This is a genomic window from Cohnella lupini (assembly GCF_003386205.1).
GTDB lineage: Bacteria > Bacillota > Bacilli > Paenibacillales > Paenibacillaceae > Cohnella > Cohnella lupini.
The window spans coordinates 82,069-108,237 of sequence record NZ_QRDY01000002.1; the positions used below are offsets into that span (position 1 = coordinate 82,069).

Here is a 26,169-nt window from a genome sequence, read left to right on the forward strand (position 1 = left end):
GGAGGACGAGTCATGCAGGATAAAAAAAAGCAAATTCTCGAGGCGGCCATTCGCTGCTTCGCGCGCAAGGGATTCAACGCGACGTCGATTCAGGAAATCGTGGACGAGCTCGGAATGGCCAAAGGCTCCATTTACTTCTATTTCAAGTCCAAGGACGATTTGCTCGTGTCGGTCATCGAATATTATGGAGAAATGCTATTCGACCGGATGGAGGGACTCCCGGAGGAAGGGCTCCTTCCTCCCCGGGAAAAGCTCGGCTTGCAATTCGAGAGACAATTCCGATTCGTGCGTGAGCATTTGGATTTCATGAGGATGCTCATCAAGGAGCCTTTGACAGGATTGCATCCTCATATTCAAGGCATGATGCTGAGAATTCGGGCTCGCGGCCAATTGTGGAACGCTACTCATCTATCGGCCATTTACGGGCGTGCGATCGAGCATCGCATCGGGGACGCGTCGGCCATGCTATCCGGAATAGTGGCGCAGTATTTCGAAGCCATTTTATTCGAAGAGAAGCCATTCGACGATCTGCGATTAAGCCGGTTTCTAGTGAATCGGTTAGATGATCTGGTGTCGGGAATGGAACGAGATGGCGAGGCACCTATATTGCCTAATCCGGATATAGAGCAATTGCGAGTAATGGCGGGTTTATCATCGTTAATCGATAACGAAGAAGAAGTGAGCCTTCTGGAAGAGATAAGGGAGCTGGTAATGGCTTCGGCTTCGGACCGGGATGAGCGTACTCAGAACGATTTGTTGGGGGCGCTGGCCACGTTGAAGGAAGAGGCCGTAAAGCCGGCGATCAAGAATCGGCTTCTCATCAGAGGAATGATCGCGCTACTCAAGCAACAAGAAAACGCGGATTGGCGAGAGCCGTTGCTCAGGCTAGAGCAGCTGACAAATCGTAACTAAAGAGAAGGCTTGAGCGGGAGAAATTTCCTGCCGGGCCTTCTTTTGCTATGGTATAGTTGAAATATGGAAGACAAGTTTGGAGGTTATCAGAGGATGAACGAGACAGCGGCGTCACGATCGACCGAACAAACAACGAATTTGCCGGAATTGGATCCGTTCGCCGGATTTCCTCCCGCAAGGACGTTAACATTATCGACGCGTACTAAGGTTTTTATTTTGCTGGCGTTGGCAGCGGGAGCTATTCTGTATCTATATTTGAAATTCATGGCGGGAGATGGGAGCCAGTCTTCTCCGCAGAAGGCGACGGAGGGCTTCTTTCAAGCGGCGATCGATAAGGATGCGAAGGCAATGGCTTCTTTTCTTTATTTCGCTTCCGGAGAAGCAGCGATAGAAGGCATGGACAAGGAGAGCGTCGTGCAAAACTGGGAGAAGTTGTTCAAAGAAGAACCGGAAATCGTATTGCTTCAAGATTTCGAAGTTTTGGACGTACAAGAGGTCAATGATGCAGCGACGGTGGTTATTAAAGTCAAGGCCGGACCTGAGGAGGTGTCGGGTGAACAACCCTATCAGTTAAAGAAAGTAAAAGATAAATGGTTTATCGATTTATTCGGACAAAGATAACGGAAAGCCCCGATTCCTCGGACGGAGTCGGGGCTTTCTCTTATTTCAGCGCGACCCGGGCGGACATCTCGTTAAGCTCGTCAATCTCCGATTCGCTCAACCGGAATCCCATCGCACGAACGTTCTCTTGGGCGTGGTGCAGCTTGGAGGCGCCAGGTATGGCAAATACGGAATCCCCGTGGGCATGAATGACCCAATTGAGCGCAATCTGCGTCGGCGAAGCTTGATATCGGGTAGCGAACCGTTCCAGAACGTCGATCAACGGCTTCGTCTGCTGCAAACCTTGCGGCTTGAAGCCTTTCATTAGACGCCGCGGTCCGGGGGCTTTGCGGATTAACTCGGGATTGCCATGGAACTTGCCGCTAAGAATGCCTTGTTCGAGAGGAGAGTATGCGATGATGGCAATGCCAAGCTCTTGAGCGGTTTCCAGAACGCCGTTTCGTTCGATTCGACGGTCCAGCATGCTGTATTTCATCTGATTGGAAGCGAGGCGCAGGCCGTGTTCCCTCAGAACGCGGTCTGCTTCCCTCATGCGCTTGGCATTGAAATTGCTGACGCCGACATAGCGGATCTTCCCTTGTTCCGCGAGCCTGGCCATCTGTCTCATTTCGCCGCCAACGGAGGAGAAGGAGAATGGCTGGTGAATCATGTAGAGATCGATCGGATAGCCGCCTAACCGGCGGAGACGTTCATCGATCGTTCGCGGAATATTGCCGGCCGTCCGGAAGCCCGGCCACCACTTGGTTGCGATATGCGCTTCGATGGCTAAACTCCCCGCAGCCGCGAGAGACTCGGCCAACACTTGCTCCGATTCGCCTCCTCCGTAGATTTCGGCCGTATCGAACCAGTTAATGCCGCCTTCGAGACTAACTCTGACAATGTCGTTAACCAAGGCGTTGTCCAGTTTCGGCCAGAAGCCGCCTACCAACCCGCGGGCTTTGCTGAATTGCCAGCAGCCGAGCCCGAGCGGGGAAAGAAGCATGTCCGTATTACCGAACTTTCGCAGACCGGGTGTCGCTTGGACGTCCAACATAAAGTCGTTTTCCTCCTCGGATCTTTATTCGCAAGATATGTTAAGCGTTAGCGATTGCGTATGTCCGGGTGAAACCATCAATAGTCCCTCTTTGTCGTTCAAAGCTTCGTTAAGAGCGGTCCAGGGCTCGACGCAGACGAACGGTTTGCCTTCTACCGACCATAGTACGACGTAACGGAATTGCTCGCTGTACGATAGCTTGACCTTGCGGCCTTGGGCGAGCGGGAAAGTAACCTGCGGTCGGGTAGCATCGAGAAGCGCGGCGGATTCTACCATCGTTTCGAGATTCAAGGTACCGTCGAAAGGCTTTTCCTTTTTGTCGTTATAATCCAGTATGCGGGTCGCGTCCGTACCGTAAGCAAGGTTCTTGCCTTCCGTCGCGAAATACGGGTGGAACCCTGCAACCATGGGCATCGCTTGCTCGGACAGGTTCTTATATTGCTGGTCGATGTAGAGAATGCCGTCTTGGAGCTTGTATGTGAAACGCAGTTCGAACTCGAACGGGTAGGCTGCCAGCGTCTCGGAATTGCTGTGAAGGGCTACGGCAACAGATGCTTCGTTCTCGGTATTCGTCTCGATGACTTCCCAAGGCAGAAGTCGCGCGACTCCGTGATTTTTCATCCGATAGGTTTGGCCGTTCCACTCGTATTCGCCGTTGACGAGCTGTCCCGCGATCGGGAACAGAACGGGAATTCCTCCGCGAATGTTCGCCTGCGGATTCAGGAAGGTGTCCCGATCCAGATACAATAGCTCTATTCCGCGTAAACGGCAGCTTGTTACGATTCCGCCTCGCTCCGGGCAAAGGACGACCTTGGAATCCGTACGGGCATCCACCAATTCGTATACGGGGAAACCGTCGTTAGAACGGTTAATGTGATAGTTATCGTTTGAGTTCAATGGGTTCTCCTCCTGCGTCGCGTGATTGTCCCTTACATTATACCAATATTTGTTGAAGAGCTATACGCCAACCTATATAGTTATCCTTAGAGAACTCTCGGGAGGAGAGGAAGCGATGGATGATTCGGCGAGCGCGAGCCGGGTGCTTATCCGGTACGAGGATGGAAGTATTCGCAAGGTTGCAGACAAGTTGGCGACGGAACGGCCGATAACGATCGTAGTGAACGGCGAGGAGTTCGCCACCCTAGTCTGTACTCCCGGGTATGTCGAGGATATGGCCGTCGGTTATCTAGCTTCGGAAGGGGTGCTGGAAGACGTCGGAAACTTAGCGGATATCGGCTACGACGATCGGACCGGCATGGTTTACGCAGAAATCGGGAGCGTTAGCGCTTGGATTAAAGAAAGCGGTTCCAAGAGGTATTTGTCCTCCTGTTGCGGCAAGAGCAGGCCAAGCTTCGTGTTCTACGGCGATGCGAGAACGACCCGACCGGTCGATAGTAGGGACGTTAGCCTGTCCTACGATACATGCATAAGAATGATGACGGAGATGCAAGAACAATCGGGTTTGTTCAGGCAAACGGGCGGCGTGCACAATGCGGCGCTGTTCTCGCGGGAGGGTACGCTCTTGTTGACCCGCATGGATATCGGAAGGCATAACGCGTTGGATAAGCTTTATGGGTATAGCTTGAGAAACGGCGTTAAGACGGAGGAGACGGTGCTGGCGTTCAGCGGCAGAGTTTCCTCGGAAGTGTTGCTCAAGGCGGCCAAGATGCGATGCGAGATCCTGCTCTCGAAATCCGCCGCGACGGATTTGGCTATCGAGCTTGCCGAACAACTCGGCATTACGGTCGTCGGTTTTATCCGGAATCGCTCGCTGAATGTGTACTCGCATCCTGAACGCATATATGAAGGAGTGTGACGCCGATGGGAACGACCGAACATCCCGGACCGCAGAAGCTGCCTGTAAGGCCGGACCCTAAGCTATGGGTTAGCACCGTTCCTTTCGGACTCGGGAAGCTGAAGCCGAAGCATATCCGCGATACGATGAAGACGCTGTGGCATAATCGCGATAATCTTCCTTATGCGGCCAGAATCTTAACGCAAGGCGTATGCGACGGTTGCGCCCTCGGCGTGTCCGGGCTCTACGACCGAACGTTGAACGGTCCGCATATTTGCACGACAAGGCTTAATGTGCTGAGACTGAATACGATGCCCGCCATCAAGCCGAAGCTGCTGCACGCCGATATAGAAGAGCTCCGCAAGCTGACGAGCGCCGAGCTGAGGGAGCTTGGACGGGTTCCGTATCCGCTCGTCCGGCGTAAAGGGGAACGAAGCTTTAGTCGATTGTCGTGGAACGAGGCGCTTGATCTCGTAGCGGCTAAATTCCGCGAGCTGCCGCCCGAGCAGACGGCGTTCTATTTGACGGCGCGAGGGATAACGAACGAATCCTACTATGCGGCCGCCAAGGTCGCGAGATTGATCGGGACGAACCACATCGACAACGCGTCGAGAATTTGCCACTCTCCTTCGAAGACCGCGCTGAAGCGCTCTCTCGGAATCGGAGCGTCAAGCTGCAGCTACAGCGACTGGATCGGCACGGACGTCCTCGTGTTCTGGGGCAGCGTCGCGGCGAATAACCAGCCGGTTTCGACGAAGTACATGTACGCGGCCAAGCGCAAAGGCACGAAGATTATCGTTATTAACCCTTACCGGGAGCCGGCGATGGATGGTTATTGGATTCCGTCCATCGCCGAATCCGCTCTCTTCGGTACGAAGCTGGCGGATGACTTCTACCAGGTGAACATCGGCGGGGACATCGCGCTCATGCACGGAGTCATGAAAGCGTGGTTCGAGATGGAGCGGGAAAGGCCGGGATCGGCTATCGATCATCTTTACGTGCGGGAGCACGTCAATGGGTTCGAGGAGCTGCGAACTAAGGTATTGGAGCAGCAATGGACGGAACTAGAGGTTTCGTCGGGATTATCGGCGGCACGGATGAAGGAGCTTGCAGTTCTGCTCGCCGGCGCTAAGTCCGCGGTGTTCGTCTGGTCGATGGGCCTGACTCAGCATCGGCATGCGACGGATAATATCTCTCAGGTCGTGAATCTCGCGTTGCTTCGCGGATTTATCGGGCGGGAATATTGCGGCGTCATGCCTATACGGGGTCATTCCGGAGTTCAGAGCGCTGGGGAAATGGGAGCGGAACCCGCTTCGCTGCCGGGAGGGGATTTCGACGAATACAATCGATTACGACTTGAACGCTTATGGGGCTTCCCCGTACCGAATTGGAGGGGCGATATCGTCGGCGTATCGCTGGAGAATGCCCTGCTACCGGACAATCATCCGCGCAGGCTCAAGCTGTACTATATGTCGGGCGGGAATTTTCTCGAGACGATGCCGGATCCGGCATTCATCCGGCGGTCGCTCGAAGCTCTGGATATTCGCGTCCACCAGGATATTATTCTGAATACGTCGACTTTGTTGGACGCGAAGGAAGCGGTTATCGTGCTGCCGGCCATGACCCGATACGAGCAACCGGGCGGCGGAACGTCCACTTCGACGGAGAGAATGATTTATTTCAGCCCGGAAATCGCGGGACCGAGAATAGAGGAGGCGAGGGCCGAATGGGAGATCTATTTGGACTTAGCATCCCGGGTAAAGCCGGAGCTGCGGGAATTAATCGCAGTATCCGACGCTCGGAGACTCCGCGAAGAAATCGCGAAGGCAGCACCCGACTACGAGGGAATTCAATATCTCGGCAAGCAGGGAGACGTCTTTCAACGCGGAGGCGCTTGGTTGTGCGAAGGGGGGATTTGTCCGACGCCGGACGGCAAAGGACGGTTGATTCCGGTCGATATTCCAAGGCGAGAAGCGGCGTCGAGGGGTGAATTCTACGTGACGACTCGCAGGGGAAAGCAATTCAATTCGATGATCTACGGAGAGCGGGATTCGTTTAATGGGACGAATCGCTCGGCGGTTCTCGTGAATCCGACGGATGCCCGATTGCATTCGATAACGGAAGGCGAAGCAATTGTTCTTCATAACGATCATGGTACATTGCATGGGGAGGCCCGATTCGCCGATATCGCCCAAGGTAATCTGGCCGTGAATTTTCCGGAAGGAAACGTCTTATTCCCGATGGGCGTATACGAGTCTAGAGCGGGGATTCCGGAATATAACATAGCCGTCTCATTGGAGAAGACTGAGCAATTCTTGTTTCGCAAGGATAGAAATTACAGTAAGAAAGGTACTTTGGAATGAATTTGAGGTATAGTCGTAAAAGACCCGGTTCGCCTAAGGGGGCGGATTCGGGTCTTTTACGTCATTTCCTGGGAAATGCTGTCGGAATTACGCGGATTAGATTAAGGAACAAGATGGTTGCAACAAGATGGCGGTCCCGCTCGTATTTAATGAAGGAAGTCAAAAAAGATGAAGGAGCGTGGACGTCATAGCGCCATTGCCACCTAGAGCTTCGACAGCAGCGGCGTCGGCTTCGAACGGAAGGAACCGTTCGGGCATAACGCCGCGTAAACATAAATCGGCGCGTAAGAAGAAGCGTCCTTTCGGATGGCAGCTATTAAAGCTGGCGTTCGCTACCGGATTTACGGTTTCGGTACTCGCTGCCGGTTGGTTTTTCTTAACCCCGTCGGGCAACGAATATCGTTATATGCTCGCGGATTCCTTGATCACGACCCAGCATCGGGAGTGGGCCAAGTACATTATCGGGGAGAAGGCGCTGAGAGAGCGCGTAGCCCTCTACGTGAAGCAGTTCGAGGATATGGGCGAGGAGCGGGACACCCATACGATACCGACAAGTCCCGATCAAGGAGATCCGGCCGCGGAACAGCCCGAGAAGCTGACCTCCATCGAGGAAGTAGACGGAGAGGGTTACCATGGCTACTTGCTTACGGTAAGGGATCCCAAGAAGATTCGTCTCGTCGTCCCGAACAAAAGAGGACGCGGAGAAAAGGTGTCGAGCATGGTGAAGAGAACCGGAGCCATCGCGGGAGTCAACGCCGGCGGATTCTCGGATCCGAATTGGAAAGGCAACGGCTTCAAGCCGATTGGTCTGGTCATCAGCCAAGGTAAAATCTATTATAACGGGTTGGGCAGCAATAACAGCGTGCAGATCGTCGGAATAGACAAGAACGGCAAGATGCTGGCCGGCAAATATTCCGTCGACGAACTAATGGATCTGGGCATATCCGAAGCGGTAAGCTTCTCGCCGCGAATCATTGTCAACGGCAAAGGCCTCATTCCTAACCGCTCCCAAGGATGGGGGATCGCTCCCCGCTCCGTCATGGGCCAACGCGAAGACGGCGCGATCCTTTTCCTGCTCATCGACGGACGTCAGCCGGGATATAGTATCGGCGCTACCCTGTACGATGCCCAAGAAATCCTGCTCGAACATGGCGCGGTCATTGCCGCCAATCTGGATGGCGGGTCCTCCACGGTGCTCGTGACGGAGAACGGCGAAATCGTGAATAAGCCTTCTTCCAAATCCGGGGAGAGGTATCTGCCTACGGGATTCCTGGTGTTCGATGATCCGGATGCCGTAGAGATACCGAATATATGGGCGGGATTAAAGCCGTCGGAAATCGATGCGGGCAAATGGTGACGCAGAGTTGCGGAAGTATCTGATATTCGATATAAACGGCTTCTCCGTCATATGGACGGTGAAGCCGTTTTACTTGCGAGGGTAGGCAGTCGGTTCGCTAGGGGCACGCATTGACGCCGTTACTCGAATCAGATACGATAAGCTTGTAAACGCGTGTTCACGAAAGAGAGATGTGCTCTTGAAGAAAACGGAAATCAATTCCACGGAGATTGCCAAGCTGGCAGGCGTGTCGCGAAGCACGGTCAGTCGCGTCATCAACAATTATTCGAACGTACCGCCGGAAACCCGCGACAAGGTGCTGCGGATTATCGAGGAGCATCATTACGTTCCGAATGCATCCGCGCAAGTTTTGGCGGGGAAGAGGACGCGAACGATCGGATTGTTCATGATCGAAGCAGGACATGTTTCAAGCGATATTCTTTCGAACATGCTGATCGCCAGCGTAATCGAGAATGCTTCATCCCATGGGTATTACGTCCTCACTCATATTATCCGGGATGCCAATAATGTCGAGAGCGTTCGGGGCGTTAAGGATATTTTCTACCAGCGACGCATCGACGGCGGAATATTCATCGGCGCGGCGAACGAGGAGCCGTTCATAGAGAAGCTGATCGAGAACGGTTACCAAGTAGCCGTCGTGGATCAGGGACTGCCCGGTCGCAGCGAACCGAATCGGATCATCGCGAATTTCGATAATTCCTCCGGCATGATGCAAGCGATAGAGTATCTTGCGAGCTTGCGCCACCGGGAGATCGGTTTGATTTGCGGGGATATGAGGCGGTATTCGGGCCCGTCCAAGCTCGAGGGCTTCCGCATGGCAATGGAGCATTATCGTTTACCGATCAGAGAGGAATGGATTCTGCCGGGCGGATTCAGCGAAGAATCTGGATACGAAGCGATGACGCTATTCTTGGAACGGGAAGCGACGCTTCCGACGGCGATGGTCATGGCGAACGATAGCGTGGCGTTCGGAGCGATGCGAGCCTTGCAGGAGGGCGGCATCGAGGTTCCGGGCGATCTATCGGTCATCGGCTTCGACGATCATGCCTTAAGCTCCCGCTTTCAGCCTGCGTTGACGACTTTGGGGATCGATTTCGGCGCGATGATGGGGAAGCTAACCGCCACCTTGATCGAGCATATTGAAGAACGAAGTACGGAGTTCACCCGCTTCACGGTAGACTTGAATTTGATCGCGCGAGATTCCTGCAAGAAAATCTAGCTGATGAAAAAGGAGAGGCTATCCATGAACAGCAACATATTGGGTAACAATGTCATCACGCAAATCGGGCTTCTGGTCAACGATATCGAGAAAACATCGAAAGCGTACGCCGATTTCTTCGGAGTCGACAAGCCGAATTGGTTCTGGACGGACGCGGTCGACGTCGCGCAGACGGAAGTTCGGGGAGTAAGATCCGAGGCCAGGGCGAAACTCGCCTTCTTCGATATGGGTTCGTTGCAGCTTGAATTAATCGAGCCCGATCAGCATTCGAGCACGTGGCGCGATTCGTTGAACCAGAACGGTGAAGGATTCCATCATATCGCGTTCCAGATCAAGGGAATGAAGGAGAAGATCTCGCTTATGGAAGCCGGAGGTATGCCTCTGCTTCAGAAAGGCGAATACACGGGCGGCCGGTATGCGTATATGGATACGTTCAGCGAATTGAAGGTATTGGTCGAGCTGTTGGAGAACGATTAAAGCTCATAGGAGGCTTACATGAACATACTGATAACGGGTGCCGGAAGAGGCTTGGGATTTCAATTGACCAAGTTGGCAGTTGAACGCGGTCATCAAGTCATCGCATGCGTTCGCGATATAGGCGATCATTCGGAGAACTTGCCGGCTCTGGCGAAAGGTTTTCCCGAACTCTTAAGGATCGAAAGAATGAACGTGACCCGCGAGGACGATGTCGCGGAGCTGGCCAAGAAATTAAGCGGCGAATCCGTCAAGCTGGACGGAATCATTAATAATGCCGGAGTACTGCTTGCTCGGGAGCATAAGATCGGAACTCTTCCGATCGACCAATTGCTGCTAACTTTCGAAGTGAATTTATTCGGTCCCATGATCGTTCTTAAGCATTTGACGTCCTTGCTTACCGACGATGCAGGCGCGAATGTCGTTAACATCTCTTCCGAAGCGGGTAGCTTCGCCGGGGCATACGGCGGCGATTATCCATACGCGATATCGAAAGCGGCCGTGAACATGTTATCCAAGCAGCTTAACGAAGAGCTAAGGCCAAGAGGGATTCGGGTATTAGCCGTACATCCGGGTTGGATTCGTACCGATATGGGCGGCGATAAAGCGCCGATGGAAGCTTCGGAAAGCGCGAGCGGGATCCTGGATATCTTGGAGCGCAAAACGATCGTAAGCGAAGAAGCGTTTTTCGTGGATCATAGGGGTCGTCAAATGTCCTTATAACGTATTCGTACTACATAGTATAGGCATGCCCCGTCTTATGCGGAGCAAGCCTATTTTTTGCGAGCTTTTCTCATCTGAGCTACCTCAATACATCATAAAGCCCAGCGGACCATCCTCGTCGATAATATCTTGGATCTCGAACACCGAAATCGGGAAGTAAGGAAAGCCCCAGACATAGGGAACGATAGCGTACAGCGGAAAATAGATGACCAGCGATTTGTCGGCGATATAGAAATCCTGATCCGGCGTTATGCCCGGGTAATCGACGAGAAGCGGAAGCTGCCTTGCTTTAATCTGTGCTTGGATGATCGCGTTGAGGCGAGCCTCGTAAGGACTGTCCTTCTTGAACAGCTCTCCCAACGTGTAGCTACGCCCGGTATCGGCATCGAAGGTGAGCGATTTCTGGAGCGTATTGCCGTGGGCGCCCCCGGTGAACGAGTAGTTCAGAAGAGAAAGGCTTAGCACGCCTCTCTCGTTCGTCTTGATTTCGAAGGTACCGTCCATCTGCTGAATGTCATTGCTGGGAAATCCCTGTTCCTTCAGCAACTGCTGATTGGCCGAAGCGATCTTCTTGTTCATGGCTTCCTGGGCTGCGGCCGTGGTTCCGCCATTCACGTACGGGACGTTAATCTTGACGTTCTTGGCGGTCATCGTCCGAATCCGGATCGGGAGCATTGCGGTCTGTCCGTTCATCTTCATTCCCCTTTGCCGTCTGGGCTATTATCCTCCCAGTTTATGCAAGGCTTAGAAGACCGGTTCATTCAGTTAAGGTGTAAACAATCCGCGATTTCCAATAGTTAGAATCTTGACTTTTGCCGCGGAAATTACTATTCTAATAAAGAATTTGCTGATGTAGCTCAGTTGGTAGAGCAACGCATTCGTAATGCGTAGGCCGGGGGTTCGAATCCCTTCATCAGCACCATTCTTTATCCAATGACGGCGCGCCTTCCGAGGTTTTCGGGGGTGCGTTTTTAGTTGTTTGCTTGGTGGGCAAGTGTGACCGATCGCGAATACCCGTGTAAGGAGTTGCTATTTCGCAGGAAATGTCTCCAGTGGACCGAATACCCGCGCCAGGAATGGCTATTTTGCCGAGAGTGTCTCCGGCGGGCGAAATACCCGTGCCAGGAATGGCTATATTGCCGAGAGTGTCTCCCGTGGGCCAAATACCCGTGCCAGGAATGGCTATATTGCCGAAAGTGTCTCCAGTGGACCGAATACCCGCGCCAGGAATGGCTATTTTGCCGAGAGTGTCTCCGGTGGACCGAATACCCGCGCCAGGAATGGCTATTTTGCCGAGAGTGTCTCCCGTGGGCCAAATACCGTGCCAAGAACGGCTTATTTCCTCTTAATATCCTCGAGTGACGTATTGTCATAAGTGAGTAGTTACCATTAATACAACGGAGAACCGAAACTCCTGCCACAATAACGCACCAACGTACCGTATTAAACGACGAAAATCGCGGATCAAATCCTACATTCGACAAAAAGTTGAATCTAATTTTAAAAACCTCTTGCAAACTGGTTTCCACCGAGGTATAATCTTTTCTTGTAGGCCATAAATTACGCCGACTTAGCTCAACTGGTAGAGCAACTGACTTGTAATCAGTAGGTTGGGGGTTCAAGTCCTCTAGTCGGCACCATTTATTACATGAACAATCCTTGCGCAGCTTAGGCTGAGCGGGGATTTTTTGTTTTTACGACTGCCATACCTCGTAACATAAAATAGCCAACTTAGCCTGAGAAGGCTCTGTTGGCTATTTCATTTGCCGTTGAGTTTCAATGAACGTTCGACGTATCCAAAACTTCTTCGATCGTAAGCTGGCGATTTATGATTTCCTCGAGAAGGATCTGGATGAATTCGTCATCGGGAGATTGCTCGAAGGCTAAATGGAATTTGTTGATGAGGAAGGTATTGTCCAAAGCGTGTACCGTGTCCCTAATATCCCGCACGTTATCACCACCTTAAGTAAATTGATAATGTCATCATACCGCCTAAGTGTTAAAGAAAAGGGAGTGTAACTGTTAACTAGATGTTAGTTTATTAAATACTTTAATTTCCATTACCCTCATAGATTTGCGTGGAAACATCTGGATGACTATTAGAATAATCCTATTGTTTTCAAATGTGTAAAGCTGCGCGTTATAACACCGCTTTTTTGCCGCGAAGATCGATTCTCAGCACAAGATTGCGGGCTTCTTGTTTCAATGCCTCGTCCCACAAAATGGTGGCAAAAATCCTGCGTTGGATTTGCTCCAATCTCTTGAGCGCCAATTCGTGGGTAACCCCGAAGTGGAAGGCGATATACTCCGCAGCTTCATCTATTCGGTCCGGAAGCCTATGCGTGCGCAGCATGAAGAAAGGGATGGCCGCATAAAGCACGAATCGATTCGCTTCCGCTTCTTGACCCTCGCAGAATAAACGCGGCATCGTCGTCTGATTCCCCGCATGCCGAAGCACATGGCAAAGCTCATGCAAGAAATCTTCCCACTGGACTTCGCGTACTTGGCGGTTGTCGATCATAATAGACCTCATCCCCATATACTCCAAGGCGCGGCTCGTATTTTTCATATAATGAACCCACACGTCCAAACGCGTAGCCACTTCGTCGATGTTCAAGTGCGAGTGAGCGACGATTCCGGATTTGATCCACAATTGTTCGATCCATTGCTCCAATGGGGTCGTTTGATAATATCTGTACATTAGGCCCATCCTTATAATGAGAATGTATGTTCGTATTTATGGGGAAAATAAAAGCCCTTGCGGGCTTCGTGAGCAATGATCAATTGTCGTGTTGCCGGTCACCTGGTTTCCGACCCTTTTCCTTCTCCTGAATGAATTCCCAGAAACGGCGCATTTCCTCTTTCCGTTCTTCGGGGGCATTCAAGTAATCCTTGAAAAACACGCCATGCTCCGGATTATTGATGAATTCCTCGAAGACGGGATATTCTGTGGTGGCTGGAGTATCGCTTAAATCAGCGAGTGCTTTATCCGTTCGGCCTAGCAAATAATCGGCGGTTGTATGGTAGTATTCGGCGAAACGAATCAGCATATCGGGATCCGGCTTCCGGTCATCCGTTTCGTATCTAGACAGTTGAACGTTGCTGATACCTAAATGCTTAGCGGCGTCTAATTGCGTTTTGCCGAATTTCTCGCGTCGTTCCCGCAAACGAAAACCCAACGACATGGTAATCTTCCTTCTTTGTAATGGATAATTTCAGTATATCATATTTTCCGTTTTGGTAAACCTTTAAATTTGCCATTTTGGCAAAATAGATGTTGACTTTGCCTTTTTGGCAAATTATGATGAGCATATGTTACCGATTTGGCAATAAGTGAGTGATTCAGCATGAAGGGGATTGCTGAACGAGTTGTGCATAAGTGATGAAGGGATTCAGCTAAGCATTACCGATAGTCCGTATTTGCCAAATTGGCAAAACAATAGAGGGGGTTTTAAAATGGAATTCAATCGGATTACAGATCTAGGGCCAGCGACAATTGAGAGTTATTCGGAAACGAGGAGAATGCTTCTGCGCACGGCGAACGAGCTTACGGTGCGAATCGGAAAGCTGGAGCCGGTGAGAAGTCTCGAAGATATGGAGAACATTTTAACGCTGGATAAAGATCGGAAGCTGGTCATTGAAATGATCGCTAGCTGTTCCTATATTATCGAATGGCTAGAAACCGGGAGGAGGCCGGGTAACCGAAGAGGCATCGAGAGACGTGCCGGATATCAAAGGGAAATTCCGACGGATCCCGACAAGCTGCCCATGGTCATTCATACGGCAATGCCGCAGGAGACGGGCCAAGAGGTGCCGAAGGAAAGCCGATTTCGCCTCGAAGCCGCCCTTCGGGGTTTAACCGAACGCGAACGCAACTGTTACACGCTAGCCCTCGGAGAAAGCTACTCCCATGCGGAAATCGCGGCACTGCTAAGCATCAGCAAGTCAAGCGTTGGCACTTATATGGTACGGGCTCAACGCAAGGTAACGGACAACATTGGAAGCATGATCGTTCTTGTCGGTTGATGTCGAACTTGTCGTACGGTTGCCACTTAGTTATGAGAGGCCCGTTTTGAAGAAATCGAAACGGTATGATCAATATCACCTATAGGAGGATGATCGGATTATGGGGAAGAAGTCGTCTGGAGTTACTTATGCTAAGAGCCAATTTCTAGCTTCGCAGAAGTACACCCCTTCTCAGAAGGATGCGATTAATGCGCTTCTAGATGAAGAAACGAAGTATGCAGTTGCTGAGGTAAATCACATTCTCGATCAATTCGCGACCAAGGAGGTTGTATAAGCATGGCAGGAGGAACATGGGTTACGCAAAATAAAGTCAGACCGGGTGTGTACATTAATTTCGAGGGGGATGGTCAACCCTTAGGCAAGGTTGGAGAGAAAGGCGTAGTTGCTTTGGCGCTTTCGCTGAGTTGGGGCCGATCCAAACAAATTATGACCATTCAATCCGGGGAAACGTTGACGGACAAAATCGGTTACGATCAATCCGCCCCGGAGGCATTATTAATTAGAGAAGCCTTGAAACGCGCTAAAACATTGCTGCTTTATCGACTGAACGAAGGAGCTAAGGCTACGGCAACGCAAGGAACGATCACTTTTACAGCGCGGTATGCCGGCATTCGAGGAAACGCAATTTCAATCATTATAGAAGATAATGTTGACGATAATACCAAGTTCGATGTTAAGACTCTTGTATCAGGTGAAATAGTAGATATTCAAACGGTATTGAATGTCGCTTCGCTTTCGGATAACGGGTGGGTCGATTTCGGCGGCACGGGGACGTTGTCCACGAGCGCTGGAATACCGTTGACAGGCGGAACGGACGGAGCTGTCCTTAATCAGGACTATTCCGATTTTCTAACCGCAATCGAAGTTCATGATTTCAATACGGTAGTGTTGTCTTCAGCGGATAATACTCTTAAATCTTTATATGGAGCGTTCGTGAAGCGTTTGCGTCAAGATGAAGGGCGTAAGGTCCAAGCCGTTCTCGCGGATTACGCGATTGCGGATCATGAAGGGATTATTAGCGTTAAGAACGGGGTTGTATTGTCCGATGGAACGATTTTGGATGCGGTCAAAGCAACGGCTTGGGTAGCAGGCGCTACGGCGGGTGCCGAGATGTCGGAATCGCTGACGTATCAAGCTTACGATGATGCCGTCGATGCCGATATTCGATATACCCATACGGAAATCGAAGCAGCGCTGAAGGGTGGCCACTTCGTATTTGTCCAAAATAGGGGTAGAGCTATCGTTGAGCTGGATATTAATACTTTTCGCGACTATTCGCCGACTAAGGGCAAAGCGTTCTCCAAAAACCGGGTCATTCGGGTCATGGACGGGATAGCCAACGACTTTAAATCGATTTTCGAGAACTTCTATATCGGTAAAGTGGACAACAACATTGATGGCCGAAATCTCTTAAAGGCTGAATGCCTTTCGTATTTGAACATTCTTGTAAACGACGGAATCATTCAGAACTTCAATGCGCAAACGGATCTCCAAGTGTTACCGGGAGTAGAAACGGATAGCGTATACGTGGAACTAAACATTCAGCCGGTCGATGCGATCGAAAAAGTATATATGAAAGTGAAGGTGAAGTAAGATGGCATTCTTACAAGCGACCGATACGATTTCGGGTCAAGAAGGCCGCGCATACGCGACCATTAACGGGCAAGTAGAGGAAATGTTCTATATTAAGGCCCTGGAGGCCAAGGTGGAAAAAGAAAAAGCGGAGGTCAAAACGCTTGGAAAGCGGGTCACGCAGCACAAGGCAATTGGTTGGAGCGGTAGCGGAAGCATGACTGTCTACTACGTAACCTCTCTATTCCGTCAAATGATGCTGGATTACATCAAGAGCGGTCGGGATACTTATTTCAGTATCGTCGTCGTCAATGAAGATCCGGCTTCTTCGATCGGCAAACAGACGATTACGTTAAGCGGAGTAAACTTGAATAGCATCATTATGGCCAAATTAGACACGGAAAGCGAAGGACTCGACGAAGAAATCGAGTTTACATTCGAAGACGTGGATATTCAAGACAAATTCGTTAAGCCGATTCAGGCATAACTAGGGGGAACGATCGAATGAGTGATCTTAGGGTCTTTTTCTCGGAAAATGCGGCAACGGACGTTAGCGAAGAATTTATCGTATCCTCCAGATTCAAGAGTAACGATGGGATTCAAGTTGCATGGAAGCTGCGCAGTATGACCGAGGCGGAGAATGAAGAATGCCGCAAAGCCGCGACGAAGAGAGTGAAAGGGAAAAACGGCGGGTATGTCCCGGAGACGAGCGCTGACGAATACATGGTCAAATTGGTCGTGGCAAGCGTCGAATACCCGAATCTAAAAGATGCCGAGTTGCAAAAATCTTACTCGGTATTCGGAGCGGAAAACTTGCTGCGCAAAATGCTGTTGCCCGGAGAGTATGCGGCGCTTGTTGGCAAGGTTCAAGAGTTGAACGGATTCGACCGCAGTACTTCCGAGTTGGTGGATGAAGTAAAAAACTAATCAAGGAGGGCGATTCGGAGGCTAATTATGCCTACTACGCCCTCCATGAGCTTCACGTATTGCCGCATGACATGATGAAGATGAGTCGCCGCGAGAAGGCGGCCATCTTCGCCATGATCGATCTAAGGGTAGAGAAGGAAAGACGTTCGAAAAGGAAAGGGAGGTGAAGATATGGCAAGTGCGGAGTCGGCATTGAGCTTGTTTAACGAGGTTGAGAGCACATACGGTTCGTTGATGAAATCCATTAAGCAAACCGCTGATGCATTTCAGAATCTGGGCGAAGTGCCGCGGGCGATGGAAGAGACCATGACGAGCGGAGGGTCGAGCCAAAGCGTTTCGGGGTCTAATGAACAAGGTTCCTCGCAATCCTCGAGTGCTGCCGCTCAACAGTTAACGATGGTCCAACCGATCCTAAGCTCGATTAATGACATCGTCGAAGCAGACATTCTAGGTAATATATCGAAGATGAGCGATCTTATCACCAAAACGATCCCCGTTTGGTTGTCGTTGAATTGGCCCATTTTATTAATAGGCGCCGCAATTGGAGTAATCTTATTATTTTTGGATCAATTGGGAATATCGGTGACGGATATTATTAGTCTAGCCGGAGTTTTCTTTACTTGGCTATTCGAAATCATTAATCAAGGAATCATGTTCTTGACTCCTATCATCCAGGGGTTATGGGACTTGTTTTTACAGGCATTGCCGGTAATCGGGCCTCTTGTGCTCGGCTTGGTAGCGGCGTTTGCCACATATTATGGCATCTTGTTTGCCGTTTCGGCGATTATGGCGGTGTATCAAGGTGTAATCAACGTAGTCCGTATGGCACAAATCGCATTGAATATGGCCATGTGGAGCAATCCGATTCCGTTTTTTATCGGACTCATCGTGGGACTTATCGTCGCACTGTTAGCCATAATCGCTGCACTTAAACCGGTTAGGGATTTTTTCGCGGAGATGTTCCGGACAATGGGCGATATTATTTCAACTGCCGTTGGATGGTACATCGATATGTGGACAGGATTCATCAACGGTTTTATCGACGGGGTCAATATCTTTCTTTCGGGAATTAATAAGGTCGTTAATGCCGTGGGAAGTTTTCTTGGAATTAAAGCCGAGGCTAACCTTGAACTAGAGAGAATCGATAGCAGTAAATTCAAGGCAGGTTTACAGAACGGAATCAAAGACACTTTTAATACGATTGCAGATGCGACTGAAGATTTTAACGTTGATAAAGCAGCGCTTCACCTAGATAAGTTGAGTAAGCCCTCAGGCGAAAAGCCCGCAATACCGGAAAACCCGGATATGAAAAAGTGGGATGCCGGGAGTGCCGCCACCGCCGATATTCCTAGAGTAGGGGAAGTCGGCCGGATCGGCAAAATAGACGACACCGTCGACGTGTCTAGCGAGGATTTGAAGACGATGAGGGAACTCGCCGAAATCAAAAGTATTCAGAACTTCGTCACGCTAACGCCTACGGTGCAAGTTCAAACTGGAGATATTCAGAATGAAGTCGACGTAAACGAAATGTTGAAAAGAATCGAGGAAGCGATGACCAAGGAGATTACGTCCTCCGCGCAGGGGGTGTATGCTTAGTGGCCGAAACGGAATACAAGCTCAGTCTGAGCACTAATGATCAAGAAGAGGGATTTCTCTTTCCGATTTTGCCCGATTCTATTGAAATCAATGAGCAAGGAAACGGCAAGATCTATGAAATCTCGGGCAGCGGTCCGATAAACGTTATTCAACCGAGCTCGCTCTCGAAAATTTCGTTCAACGGATACTTCCATATAGACCCTTTTCATTCATCCGCTAAAACAGTATTAAAACCCATGCAATATGTAACCCTGATTCGAGACTGGATGAATAGCGGAAAACCTCTCCGTTTGATTTACGTGGGGAATGATGTGGAGATCAATTTGCCGGTGAGCATCGAAAGCTTTGATTGGAAGGAAGTAGCAGGCACGCCCGGAGACATCGAGTATTCCGTTAAGTTGCTTAAATATGTTTATTTCGCACCAAAGAAGGTCACGATTAGCAGCACGACAGCCGAATCTAATGCTGCCAAAAATAATACTACAAGGCCGGATGAACGGGTGAAACCTACTACCTATAAAATCGCGGCTGGAGATACCCTGATTCGAATAGCAAGGAAAATGCTAGGGGACGATGCCCGCTGGCGTGAGATTCAGAAATTAAACAGTATTACAGATTCTCAAATCAAGACGCTTCGGATAGGTTCCATACTGAAGCTTCCTAAGCGAAGGTGAGCGGGATGATTGAGCTTCTGATCGATAATAAAAATGGCGACATATGGGATATATCAATGATCTCGTCTGATATTGAGTGGAAAACTAGCCGGATTGGCAAAGCGTCAAGCTGCGAATTTACTGTAATCGGCGGATTAACTAAGACGAATGGGTTCAAATGCAATCCAGGAGATGTCGTCAGGCTTGTTAAGGACGGCGTAGGGCTTTTCTATGGTTACGTATTTTCGGTTGACAGCGGAATCGAAGAAAACGTAAAAATATTGGCCTACGATCAACTACGGTACCTGATGACTAACGAAACTTATGTTCTTAATGGTATGACAGCCACGCAGATCATTCAAAAAATCGCGGGAGACTTGCAATTGAAAGTAGGCGTTCTTGCGAATACCAAACATTCCATTCCGGCTATGGTGGAAGATAACGTGAAGCTGATGGATATTATATGCAAGGCACTTGATCGTACTTTGGTTGCAACTTTGCAGAACTATGTTTTTTATGACAAATTCGGTTCTTTGACGCTTCAAAATATTACGGAGTTAGCACTGGATTTAGTCATTGGTGACGATAGCTTGGTCTACAGTTACGATTTCAATCGTTCCATAGATAGCGATACCTTTAACCGAATCAAGATCGTTCAGGATAATAAAGAAACCGGGAAGCGAGACGTCTATATCGCTCAGGATAGCGGAAATATCGCACGGTGGGGCAGATTGCAATACTTCGAGAAAGCCGACGAAAAAATGAATGCGGCTCAAATCAACGAAAAGTTGATTCAAATGATGACCTTGAAAAATCGCGAATCGAAAACGCTAAAGCTGGATTCCATAGGGAACATTCAAGTACGAGCCGGTGTTCTCGTCTATGTGATATTGGAGACGCTCGATATCAAACAATATTTTCTCGTTGACGAGTGTTCCCACCATTTTAACGGAAATGATCATTATATGTCTCTTAACGTGAAGGTGATCGCATGAGCTTACTGGAGATCATGAAGAAAGCGGGAGTAGGAGCTGTTGAGGCTACCAATCCCGTTACCGTGCTATATGGACAAGTAGTAGAGGTGAATCCGTTATCCGTGCTAATCGATCAAAGGTTCATCCTCTCGGAAGAATTGCTGCTTATCCCGGAAAGCCTCAGAGAGTGTAAGGTGTTGATTGGCTCGGAGGAAGTCACTATCCGGGAGGCGCTTGCCAAAGACGATTACTTGTTATTATTGCGGGCACAAGGCGGACAACAATATATTATTTTGGACCGGGTGGTGAAGATATGATTCCAACCGGCAACTCGATTGGAACTGAATTAGGCGATGATTTCGATCTCCAAAGTACTTCCCTAACGTATAGATTCGATCCGAAATCAGGTCTTATTTCCGGAAAAATCGATGGAATAGAAGCCGTCAAGCAAGCCGTTTTTAAAATATTGCAAACGGAACGGTTTCAGTATTTAGCGTATGACTCCGATTATGGCATCGAAATGATATCCTTACTCGGGCAAGATAGGCGAATCTACAGATCCGAGTTAAAGAGAAGGATCGAGGAAGCGCTCTTGCAAGACGAACGAATAGACGCGGTTGAAGATATGGAAGTGTCCTTTCAAGAGAACGCTGTGCTTGCCCGATTCACGGTAGTAACCCCAATAGGAAGCTTTCAGGCTTCGCAGGAGGTGATCTGATGCTTAGGTATGAGAATCAGACATTCGAAACGATTATTCAACGGATGTTGAACAATGTTCAGCAAGATTTAGATAAGCGGGAGGGTAGCATCATATATGATGCTTTGGCACCGGCTGCGCTGGAATTGTCGGAATTATATGCCGAAATGGATCGGACGATGGATTTGTCCTTTGCGAATACGGCAAGCGGAGAATATCTCGATAGGCGTACGGAGGAGTTTGGGGTCGTCCGCAGCTTGGCTAGCAAAGCTAGACGTAAAGGCGAGTTCTTTAATTCCTCCAATCTACCGACCGACGTACCCGTCGGAAGCAGATTCTCTATTGCGAAGACAAATTTTATCGTGTTAGAACGTCAGAATATCGGTGAATATATTCTCGAATCTGAGATTGCCGGCATTATCGGAAATCAGCATTTCGGCAGTATGCTACCGATCGATTATATTGAAAATCTCGCGAGCGCGGTTTTGTCGGACGTTATTATTCCGGGGGAAGATAAGGAATCGGATGGGATATTGAGGGAGCGATTTCTAGAAAAGGTTCGCAGACCCGGTACGAGCGGTAATATATCGGATTACATTCAGTGGGCGCAAGAAATACCGGGAGTCGGAGGAGTTCAGGTACAACCGATCTGGAATGGACCGGGTACGGTCAAAGTGTTCGTGTTGAATTCCGAGAAAAGAGCTCCAAGTACGGAGCTTGTCGATGAGGTGCAAGTTTATATCGCACCAATTCCGAGCGTGGGGGAAGGTAAGGCCCCGATTGGAGCCCGAGTAACGGTCGCACCGGCTATTGAAGTTCCCATTCATATTAACGTACAAGTCTCTCTCGTATCCGGGGCAATGCTTGCTTCCGTCAAGACGGAGCTCGAGGAGAGCTTGAAGGACTATTTTAAGCAACTTGCCTATAACGAACCATTACTTCGTACGATAAGGGTTTCCGCCATTTTCTTGGATAATCCGAACATCGTCGATTTCTCCGCTTTAACCCTAAACGGTAACGGCGCTAATATCGAAATGGGAATGGGACAAGTTGCCGTCTTGGGGACGGTGAGCTTGCATGAGTAACTTAGGTCTTACGAGTGTTCGTGGAAAGGAAATGATGGGTTACCTTCCTGAATTCTATGCTACTTCTCGATCGATGCAATCCATATTGGCGTCGCAAGGCAAAGAGCTGGACGATATCATCGATGAAGTCGCTCAAAAACTCGATCAGCAATTCGTACAAACCGCAACTTGGGGATTGGATCAGTGGGAGCGGGAACTAGGTATCGAAACGAATTCTTCCAAGCCCGTAGAGCAGAGGCGTAGTGTTATCTACTCTAAGATTCGAGGCGTCGGTACCGTAACAACGCGACTCATTAAGAGAGTAGCGGAAGCGTTTGACGGCGGGCAGGTTGATGTAATTCCGGAAGAAGAAGCTTACTCATTTACGGTTAAGTTTATCGATACTTTGGGTATCCCGCCGAATCTGGATGACCTTAAAGCAGCTATCGAAGAGATTAAACCGGCTCATTTATCTGTTGACTACTCCTTTACTTACACTACCTTTGGCGCGCTTCAAGAGAGTGGCCTGACGTTTGGAGATATTGAGAATATAGGTATCACTTTCGGACAATTAGAAACTTGGGATATTGAATAAGGGGGATTAAGAATTGATTATTCTACGGAGCGGAATTAAAAAAATTGAAGTTTCGGACAACGCAACTGTAGCAAACCATAATAGGAACGATGACCTGCTTGATGCAAATCTGCAGATTTATAATGAACATGTCGGAGACACATCGGGAGTTCACGGCTCTACCAGCGCAGCTACTGCAAGTACTTTAATGGAACGTGATTCTGCAGGTCGTGCAAAGGTTGCTGATCCTGCAGTTGCAAGCGACATCGATACAATGGGAGCACGGGATGTTGCTATTAATGCAGCAATTAATGGGAAAGCCCCTCTGTCATCACCTTCTTTTAGTGGTATTCCGTCAGCACCTACCGCTTCTGCCGGTACAAGTACGACTCAGTTGGCAACTACAGCTTTCGTAACGGCTGCCGTGGCTCTTGCTAGAACATATGCTCCATAATTCAGGGCTTGGTGAAGATGATATTGATTGTGTTGGAAATATCACTTGCAAGTACAGTGACAGCGGCGAATAAACATGTCATGGGTAAACTCTAGGAACACCGGTACATTTTAGACTTTAAGCTCACAAGCGGTTCTTACTGGCAAAACCCTCCGGTAATGTCGTTGTAAAGTGTATGTAATATGGACAGGGACTAAGCCGGGTAATTCCTAATGTGCGCAGAATAATATTTAATGAATCCACTAGGGGTTCCATATAAGTAAAACCTTCACTAACCTCCGGTTACTCAACTAGATCGAACGGTATAATATCGGAAATTCCCTAGATGGACAACAGCGGGCGAACAGGATGATCTCGTATGGTATGCCGGTACAAATGCTGGTGGCGTTATTGGTATGTAGACATTCCAATAGCCAACCATGGCAATACCTACGGAGAGTATCTAACCCACGTTTACGATTACGATAATGCTGATAATAACCAGTTCAGCGATGCGTATTTTGTATACGTATGTAGATCGCAAACCAAATGTCGGTGTGATTTCTAGCCCGGCAAATAATAGCACTTTATACAATAATCGATCTGAAATTAGGATGGCTATGTCCGACCCGGATGGAAATGCATTAAGTTTCAAATTGCAATTTGTGACTGAGGCCACATTCACAAACGTCGACCACGGTGTAAAGTCCGTTGACAATCCCACATATCTTTAGCCGAATTTGTGGATTGCTTAGGGTTACACTTACGGGGCAAACATTGAGATATTGAAACACTCATGCGTCCTCAGGAGCAAGAGGAATTCGCTTAATTTTCCGTAGGCGGAGGAATGAAATGTTCGAGACAGGAACGGTTACAACAACACAAGATATCGTTTTCAAGCCTGTATGGGTTAAAATTGCAGATCTAGACAGCCCTGCTTTTACCGGAAAACCGACCTTTCCGACGGCAACCTTTGGCGATTCGGATACGACGATTGCAAACACAGTATTTGTAGCTACCGCTTTTGCAATTGCAAGGACGTACACACCTTAGACAAATAATACAAGATTGGAAGTGAAGATATGGCACAAGTTACAATCACCGCGGATTCAACTTGGCACGATGCTTACACTTATTCAACTTATGCTGGTGAACAAGGTTCAATAAGCGAACAAAGTGTAGGGCAAGGATTAGACAGCGGACAAGCTTATTCATATATAAAGCCTAACTTATCAGTTGTCCCTGCCGGTGCCACAATAACCTCAGCGCGCCTTTATCTTTATACTTCATCGAGGAACCTTAATACCGGAGATTATTATGCATTCAGAATTAACACAATAACTTCCGATTGGAACGAATTGACAATACACTACTACAATACTCCGACTGTTCTTTATGTGGATGGTCCGCAGTATGAAGGTTCAGCTTATGTTCATGGACCACAATGGATTAACATCAATATTACAATGCAGATGATTGCTCAAAAAGCAGGAACTGGTTATGGCGCGTTCATTGGTAACTGGGGAAGTTTAGGTAGTAACGGTCAAGCTGTATGGTGGCCTACATCAGAAGCTGAAGCGAATCGTCCTTATCTTGTGATTGATTACATTCCGCCTGATGCCATACCTCCCACGGCTACCGGAGGAACACCTGCAGCACAATACTTAAACTTGACACTAGGACAAACCTTTCGCGTTGAGGTCACTGGAGTGTCTGATGCAGGATCTGGCGTTCAAAAGGTTCAATTCCCGACTTGGACAACTCCTGGTGGTCAAGATGACATACAATGGTATAACGGCGTTAATGCAGGTGGAGGACATTGGTACTATGACATTCCTATTTCAAATCACGGAAACTATTACGGCGAGTATCAAACGCATGTTTATGCGTTCGATAACAACGGAAATAGCCAAGCTGTTCGTACCGTTTCCACCTTTATAGGTCGTTCGCCGAACGCTCCAATTATATCTACGCCTGTTTCTGGTACTTTGTACAACAGGAGGCCGAAGGTTAGGCTCTCTGCAACAGACCCTGACGCTAATTCACTAGTTTATGAAATACAATTTGCAACGGATGTGGCTTTCACAACTATTTATCATACAGCGACTTCAGATGCAAATCCTGATCATTTCACTCCGAATGGTAGGATAGCGACTGGTACTGTAACTACATGGCAACCTGCGGCAAATTTCGCTTATGGAACGTATTATGTAAGAGTCAGAGCTAATGACGGAGTAGCGTATGGGCCGTGGTCTAACACCCTCACATTGGCAATATCAAATCCCAATTGGACGGACGCGAACATCGGTAACGCTGATACGGCTATTCGTAAGGTATGGATCGATGAATTACGCAGTAAGATAAACACCGTACGTATTGCTCGCGGTTTGGAAGTAGCTTCATTTACTACGATCTCAGCTAACGTAACTGGTGTAAGGGCGGTGCATATCACGGAACTTCGTACGGCTATGTCATCAATGTTTACAACGCTTGGAATTACCCCGCCGGTATATACTGATCCTACAATTACGGCAGATGTCACCAATCGTAAGGGAATACACATTAAGGAATTACGTAATGCTGTAATTCAATTATAACTCGAAGGGAGGTCAGACGACATGCGCTGTAAATAGTTTCAACTCGATCCTTATATAAATTATTGAATCGGGAGAGGAACGATAAACATGTCGGGAAACGAATCTCAAAGCCAGATAGGTGAATTGGCAACCAACATCCGACATTCCTGCATGGACCACCCCTACGATTAGCGCCAATGTAACTAATAGAAAAGGCGCTCATATAAGGGCTCTAAGGAATACTGTAATTCTTGTCTGATACGTTGAGCTTAAAAATCAGAGAACAAATAATCTTTGTGTCATTTTGGTTAAATCCACACCCGGAGGTGATAACATGTCCAGCGAAGAAGCGCGCGTGCTCTCGGATATCCGGGAGCGCGTTGTTCGTTTGGAGACGAAGATCGATGCGATGACGGACGTTCGGGAGACTGCGCTTGAAGCCTTGCAGATAGCGAGGACGTCGCATAAACGGATTGACGAAATAGCCGACAATCAGCGCTGGCTCTGGCGCACGCTGGTCGGAGCCATTCTCGCTGCCGCAATAGCTACTTTAACTAACTTACAAGGAGGATGAACCGAA

30 protein-coding genes and 2 tRNA genes are annotated in these 26,169 nt (G+C 49.0%); 26 read left to right on the forward strand and 6 right to left on the reverse strand.

Annotation, left to right across the window (positions count from 1 at the left end; all coding sequences use genetic code 11):
- The first annotated feature begins 12 nt into the window (after positions 1-12).
- A complete protein-coding gene (locus tag DFP95_RS04665; RefSeq protein WP_115991433.1) occupies positions 13-912 on the forward strand; it encodes a TetR/AcrR family transcriptional regulator in 900 nt (299 codons plus the stop codon).
- Positions 913-1,005: 93 nt separating this feature from the next.
- Positions 1,006-1,533: a nuclear transport factor 2 family protein gene (locus DFP95_RS04670; protein WP_181907252.1), complete on the forward strand. Its 528-nt coding sequence runs from the start codon at positions 1,006-1,008 to the stop codon at positions 1,531-1,533.
- 40 nt (positions 1,534-1,573) lie between these two features.
- On the opposite strand, the gene DFP95_RS04675 is transcribed toward DFP95_RS04670, so the two are convergent.
- Both DFP95_RS04675 and DFP95_RS04680 read right to left on the reverse strand, forming a co-directional pair.
- Entirely contained in the window at positions 1,574-2,566 is a 993-nt protein-coding gene (locus DFP95_RS04675; protein WP_115991435.1) for an aldo/keto reductase, read from the reverse strand.
- A 24-nt stretch (positions 2,567-2,590) separates the two neighbouring features.
- The gene (locus DFP95_RS04680) at positions 2,591-3,463 is read right to left on the reverse strand and encodes an aldose epimerase family protein (RefSeq protein ID WP_115991436.1); all 873 of its coding nucleotides are present in this window, start codon (positions 3,461-3,463) and stop codon (positions 2,591-2,593) included.
- A gap of 115 nt (positions 3,464-3,578) precedes the next feature.
- Here DFP95_RS04680 and fdhD point away from each other — a divergent pair, with 115 nt between their 5' ends.
- The 6 genes from fdhD (at position 3,579) to DFP95_RS04710 (ending at position 10,497) form a co-directional block, all read left to right on the forward strand.
- Positions 3,579-4,382 (forward strand): formate dehydrogenase accessory sulfurtransferase FdhD, encoded by an 804-nt coding sequence (gene fdhD, locus DFP95_RS04685; protein WP_115991437.1) that lies wholly within the window; start codon positions 3,579-3,581, stop codon positions 4,380-4,382.
- Between the two features lie 5 nt (positions 4,383-4,387).
- On the forward strand, positions 4,388-6,724 hold the full coding sequence (locus tag DFP95_RS04690) for an FdhF/YdeP family oxidoreductase (protein WP_115991438.1): 2,337 nt from the start codon (positions 4,388-4,390) through the stop codon (positions 6,722-6,724).
- A gap of 256 nt (positions 6,725-6,980) precedes the next feature.
- A complete protein-coding gene (locus DFP95_RS04695; RefSeq protein ID WP_115991842.1) occupies positions 6,981-8,081 on the forward strand; it encodes a phosphodiester glycosidase family protein in 1,101 nt (366 codons plus the stop codon).
- Between the two features lie 172 nt (positions 8,082-8,253).
- Positions 8,254-9,300 (forward strand): LacI family DNA-binding transcriptional regulator, encoded by a 1,047-nt coding sequence (locus tag DFP95_RS04700; protein ID WP_245987365.1) that lies wholly within the window; start codon positions 8,254-8,256, stop codon positions 9,298-9,300.
- Positions 9,301-9,324: 24 nt separating this feature from the next.
- Positions 9,325-9,777 (forward strand): VOC family protein, encoded by a 453-nt coding sequence (locus DFP95_RS04705; RefSeq protein ID WP_115991440.1) that lies wholly within the window; start codon positions 9,325-9,327, stop codon positions 9,775-9,777.
- 18 nt (positions 9,778-9,795) lie between these two features.
- Positions 9,796-10,497 (forward strand): SDR family oxidoreductase, encoded by a 702-nt coding sequence (locus DFP95_RS04710; RefSeq protein WP_115991441.1) that lies wholly within the window; start codon positions 9,796-9,798, stop codon positions 10,495-10,497.
- A gap of 84 nt (positions 10,498-10,581) precedes the next feature.
- Here DFP95_RS04710 and DFP95_RS04715 read toward each other — a convergent pair whose 3' ends face one another.
- Complete coding sequence (locus tag DFP95_RS04715) at positions 10,582-11,190, reverse strand: DUF3298 and DUF4163 domain-containing protein (RefSeq protein WP_115991843.1); 609 nt, start codon at positions 11,188-11,190, stop codon at positions 10,582-10,584.
- A 153-nt stretch (positions 11,191-11,343) separates the two neighbouring features.
- On the opposite strand from DFP95_RS04715, the gene DFP95_RS04720 reads away from it, so the two are divergent.
- Both DFP95_RS04720 and DFP95_RS04725 read left to right on the forward strand, forming a co-directional pair.
- Positions 11,344-11,419, forward strand: a tRNA-Thr gene (locus DFP95_RS04720).
- A gap of 642 nt (positions 11,420-12,061) precedes the next feature.
- A tRNA-Thr gene (locus tag DFP95_RS04725) sits at positions 12,062-12,137 on the forward strand.
- Between the two features lie 136 nt (positions 12,138-12,273).
- On the opposite strand, the gene sda is transcribed toward DFP95_RS04725, so the two are convergent.
- The 3 genes from sda to DFP95_RS04740 all read right to left on the reverse strand — a co-directional run bounded on the left by sda (position 12,274) and on the right by DFP95_RS04740 (position 13,682).
- On the reverse strand, positions 12,274-12,447 hold the full coding sequence (gene sda / locus DFP95_RS04730; RefSeq protein ID WP_115991442.1) for a sporulation histidine kinase inhibitor Sda: 174 nt from the start codon (positions 12,445-12,447) through the stop codon (positions 12,274-12,276).
- A gap of 190 nt (positions 12,448-12,637) precedes the next feature.
- A complete protein-coding gene (locus DFP95_RS04735) occupies positions 12,638-13,198 on the reverse strand; it encodes an ImmA/IrrE family metallo-endopeptidase (protein WP_115991443.1) in 561 nt (186 codons plus the stop codon).
- A 79-nt stretch (positions 13,199-13,277) separates the two neighbouring features.
- Positions 13,278-13,682 (reverse strand): helix-turn-helix domain-containing protein, encoded by a 405-nt coding sequence (locus DFP95_RS04740; RefSeq protein WP_115991444.1) that lies wholly within the window; start codon positions 13,680-13,682, stop codon positions 13,278-13,280.
- 271 nt (positions 13,683-13,953) lie between these two features.
- Between DFP95_RS04740 and DFP95_RS04745 the strand changes: the two genes are divergently transcribed.
- The 16 genes from DFP95_RS04745 to DFP95_RS04825 all read left to right on the forward strand — a co-directional run bounded on the left by DFP95_RS04745 (position 13,954) and on the right by DFP95_RS04825 (position 26,163).
- Positions 13,954-14,523 (forward strand): sigma factor-like helix-turn-helix DNA-binding protein, encoded by a 570-nt coding sequence (locus tag DFP95_RS04745; protein ID WP_115991445.1) that lies wholly within the window; start codon positions 13,954-13,956, stop codon positions 14,521-14,523.
- Between the two features lie 100 nt (positions 14,524-14,623).
- Positions 14,624-14,797, forward strand: coding sequence for a hypothetical protein (locus tag DFP95_RS28785; RefSeq protein WP_181907253.1), 174 nt, complete (start codon positions 14,624-14,626; stop codon positions 14,795-14,797).
- Between the two features lie 2 nt (positions 14,798-14,799).
- Entirely contained in the window at positions 14,800-16,116 is a 1,317-nt protein-coding gene (locus DFP95_RS04750; protein WP_115991446.1) for a phage tail sheath family protein, read from the forward strand.
- Position 16,117: 1 nt separating this feature from the next.
- Positions 16,118-16,582 carry a phage tail tube protein gene (locus DFP95_RS04755; protein ID WP_115991447.1) on the forward strand — a complete coding sequence of 155 codons (465 nt, stop codon included), beginning with the start codon at positions 16,118-16,120 and terminating at the stop codon, positions 16,580-16,582.
- Between the two features lie 17 nt (positions 16,583-16,599).
- On the forward strand, positions 16,600-17,022 hold the full coding sequence (locus DFP95_RS04760; protein WP_115991448.1) for a phage tail assembly chaperone: 423 nt from the start codon (positions 16,600-16,602) through the stop codon (positions 17,020-17,022).
- 171 nt (positions 17,023-17,193) lie between these two features.
- Complete coding sequence (locus tag DFP95_RS04765) at positions 17,194-18,618, forward strand: phage tail tape measure protein (protein ID WP_115991449.1); 1,425 nt, start codon at positions 17,194-17,196, stop codon at positions 18,616-18,618.
- On the forward strand, positions 18,618-19,292 hold the full coding sequence (locus DFP95_RS04770) for a LysM peptidoglycan-binding domain-containing protein (protein WP_115991450.1): 675 nt from the start codon (positions 18,618-18,620) through the stop codon (positions 19,290-19,292). Before DFP95_RS04765 ends, DFP95_RS04770 begins: the two co-directional genes overlap by 1 nt.
- Before the next feature lie 5 nt (positions 19,293-19,297).
- Positions 19,298-20,266: an XkdQ/YqbQ family protein gene (locus DFP95_RS04775; protein ID WP_115991451.1), complete on the forward strand. Its 969-nt coding sequence runs from the start codon at positions 19,298-19,300 to the stop codon at positions 20,264-20,266.
- Entirely contained in the window at positions 20,263-20,562 is a 300-nt protein-coding gene (locus tag DFP95_RS04780) for a DUF2577 domain-containing protein (protein ID WP_115991452.1), read from the forward strand. Before DFP95_RS04775 ends, DFP95_RS04780 begins: the two co-directional genes overlap by 4 nt.
- Positions 20,559-20,963 carry a DUF2634 domain-containing protein gene (locus DFP95_RS04785; protein ID WP_115991453.1) on the forward strand — a complete coding sequence of 135 codons (405 nt, stop codon included), beginning with the start codon at positions 20,559-20,561 and terminating at the stop codon, positions 20,961-20,963. The genes DFP95_RS04780 and DFP95_RS04785 overlap by 4 nt, the downstream gene beginning before the upstream one ends.
- Entirely contained in the window at positions 20,963-22,027 is a 1,065-nt protein-coding gene (locus DFP95_RS04790; RefSeq protein WP_115991454.1) for a baseplate J/gp47 family protein, read from the forward strand. The genes DFP95_RS04785 and DFP95_RS04790 overlap by 1 nt, the downstream gene beginning before the upstream one ends.
- Entirely contained in the window at positions 22,020-22,601 is a 582-nt protein-coding gene (locus DFP95_RS04795; RefSeq protein WP_115991455.1) for a YmfQ family protein, read from the forward strand. The genes DFP95_RS04790 and DFP95_RS04795 overlap by 8 nt, the downstream gene beginning before the upstream one ends.
- A 13-nt stretch (positions 22,602-22,614) precedes the next feature.
- Complete coding sequence (locus DFP95_RS29090) at positions 22,615-23,034, forward strand: hypothetical protein (RefSeq protein WP_220376325.1); 420 nt, start codon at positions 22,615-22,617, stop codon at positions 23,032-23,034.
- 831 nt (positions 23,035-23,865) lie between these two features.
- Positions 23,866-24,066: a hypothetical protein gene (locus tag DFP95_RS04815; protein ID WP_115991457.1), complete on the forward strand. Its 201-nt coding sequence runs from the start codon at positions 23,866-23,868 to the stop codon at positions 24,064-24,066.
- Positions 24,067-24,095: 29 nt separating this feature from the next.
- Entirely contained in the window at positions 24,096-25,610 is a 1,515-nt protein-coding gene (locus DFP95_RS04820) for a GBS Bsp-like repeat-containing protein (protein WP_115991458.1), read from the forward strand.
- Positions 25,611-25,923: 313 nt separating this feature from the next.
- Entirely contained in the window at positions 25,924-26,163 is a 240-nt protein-coding gene (locus DFP95_RS04825; RefSeq protein ID WP_115991459.1) for a hemolysin XhlA family protein, read from the forward strand.
- Positions 26,164-26,169: the final 6 nt, after the last annotated feature.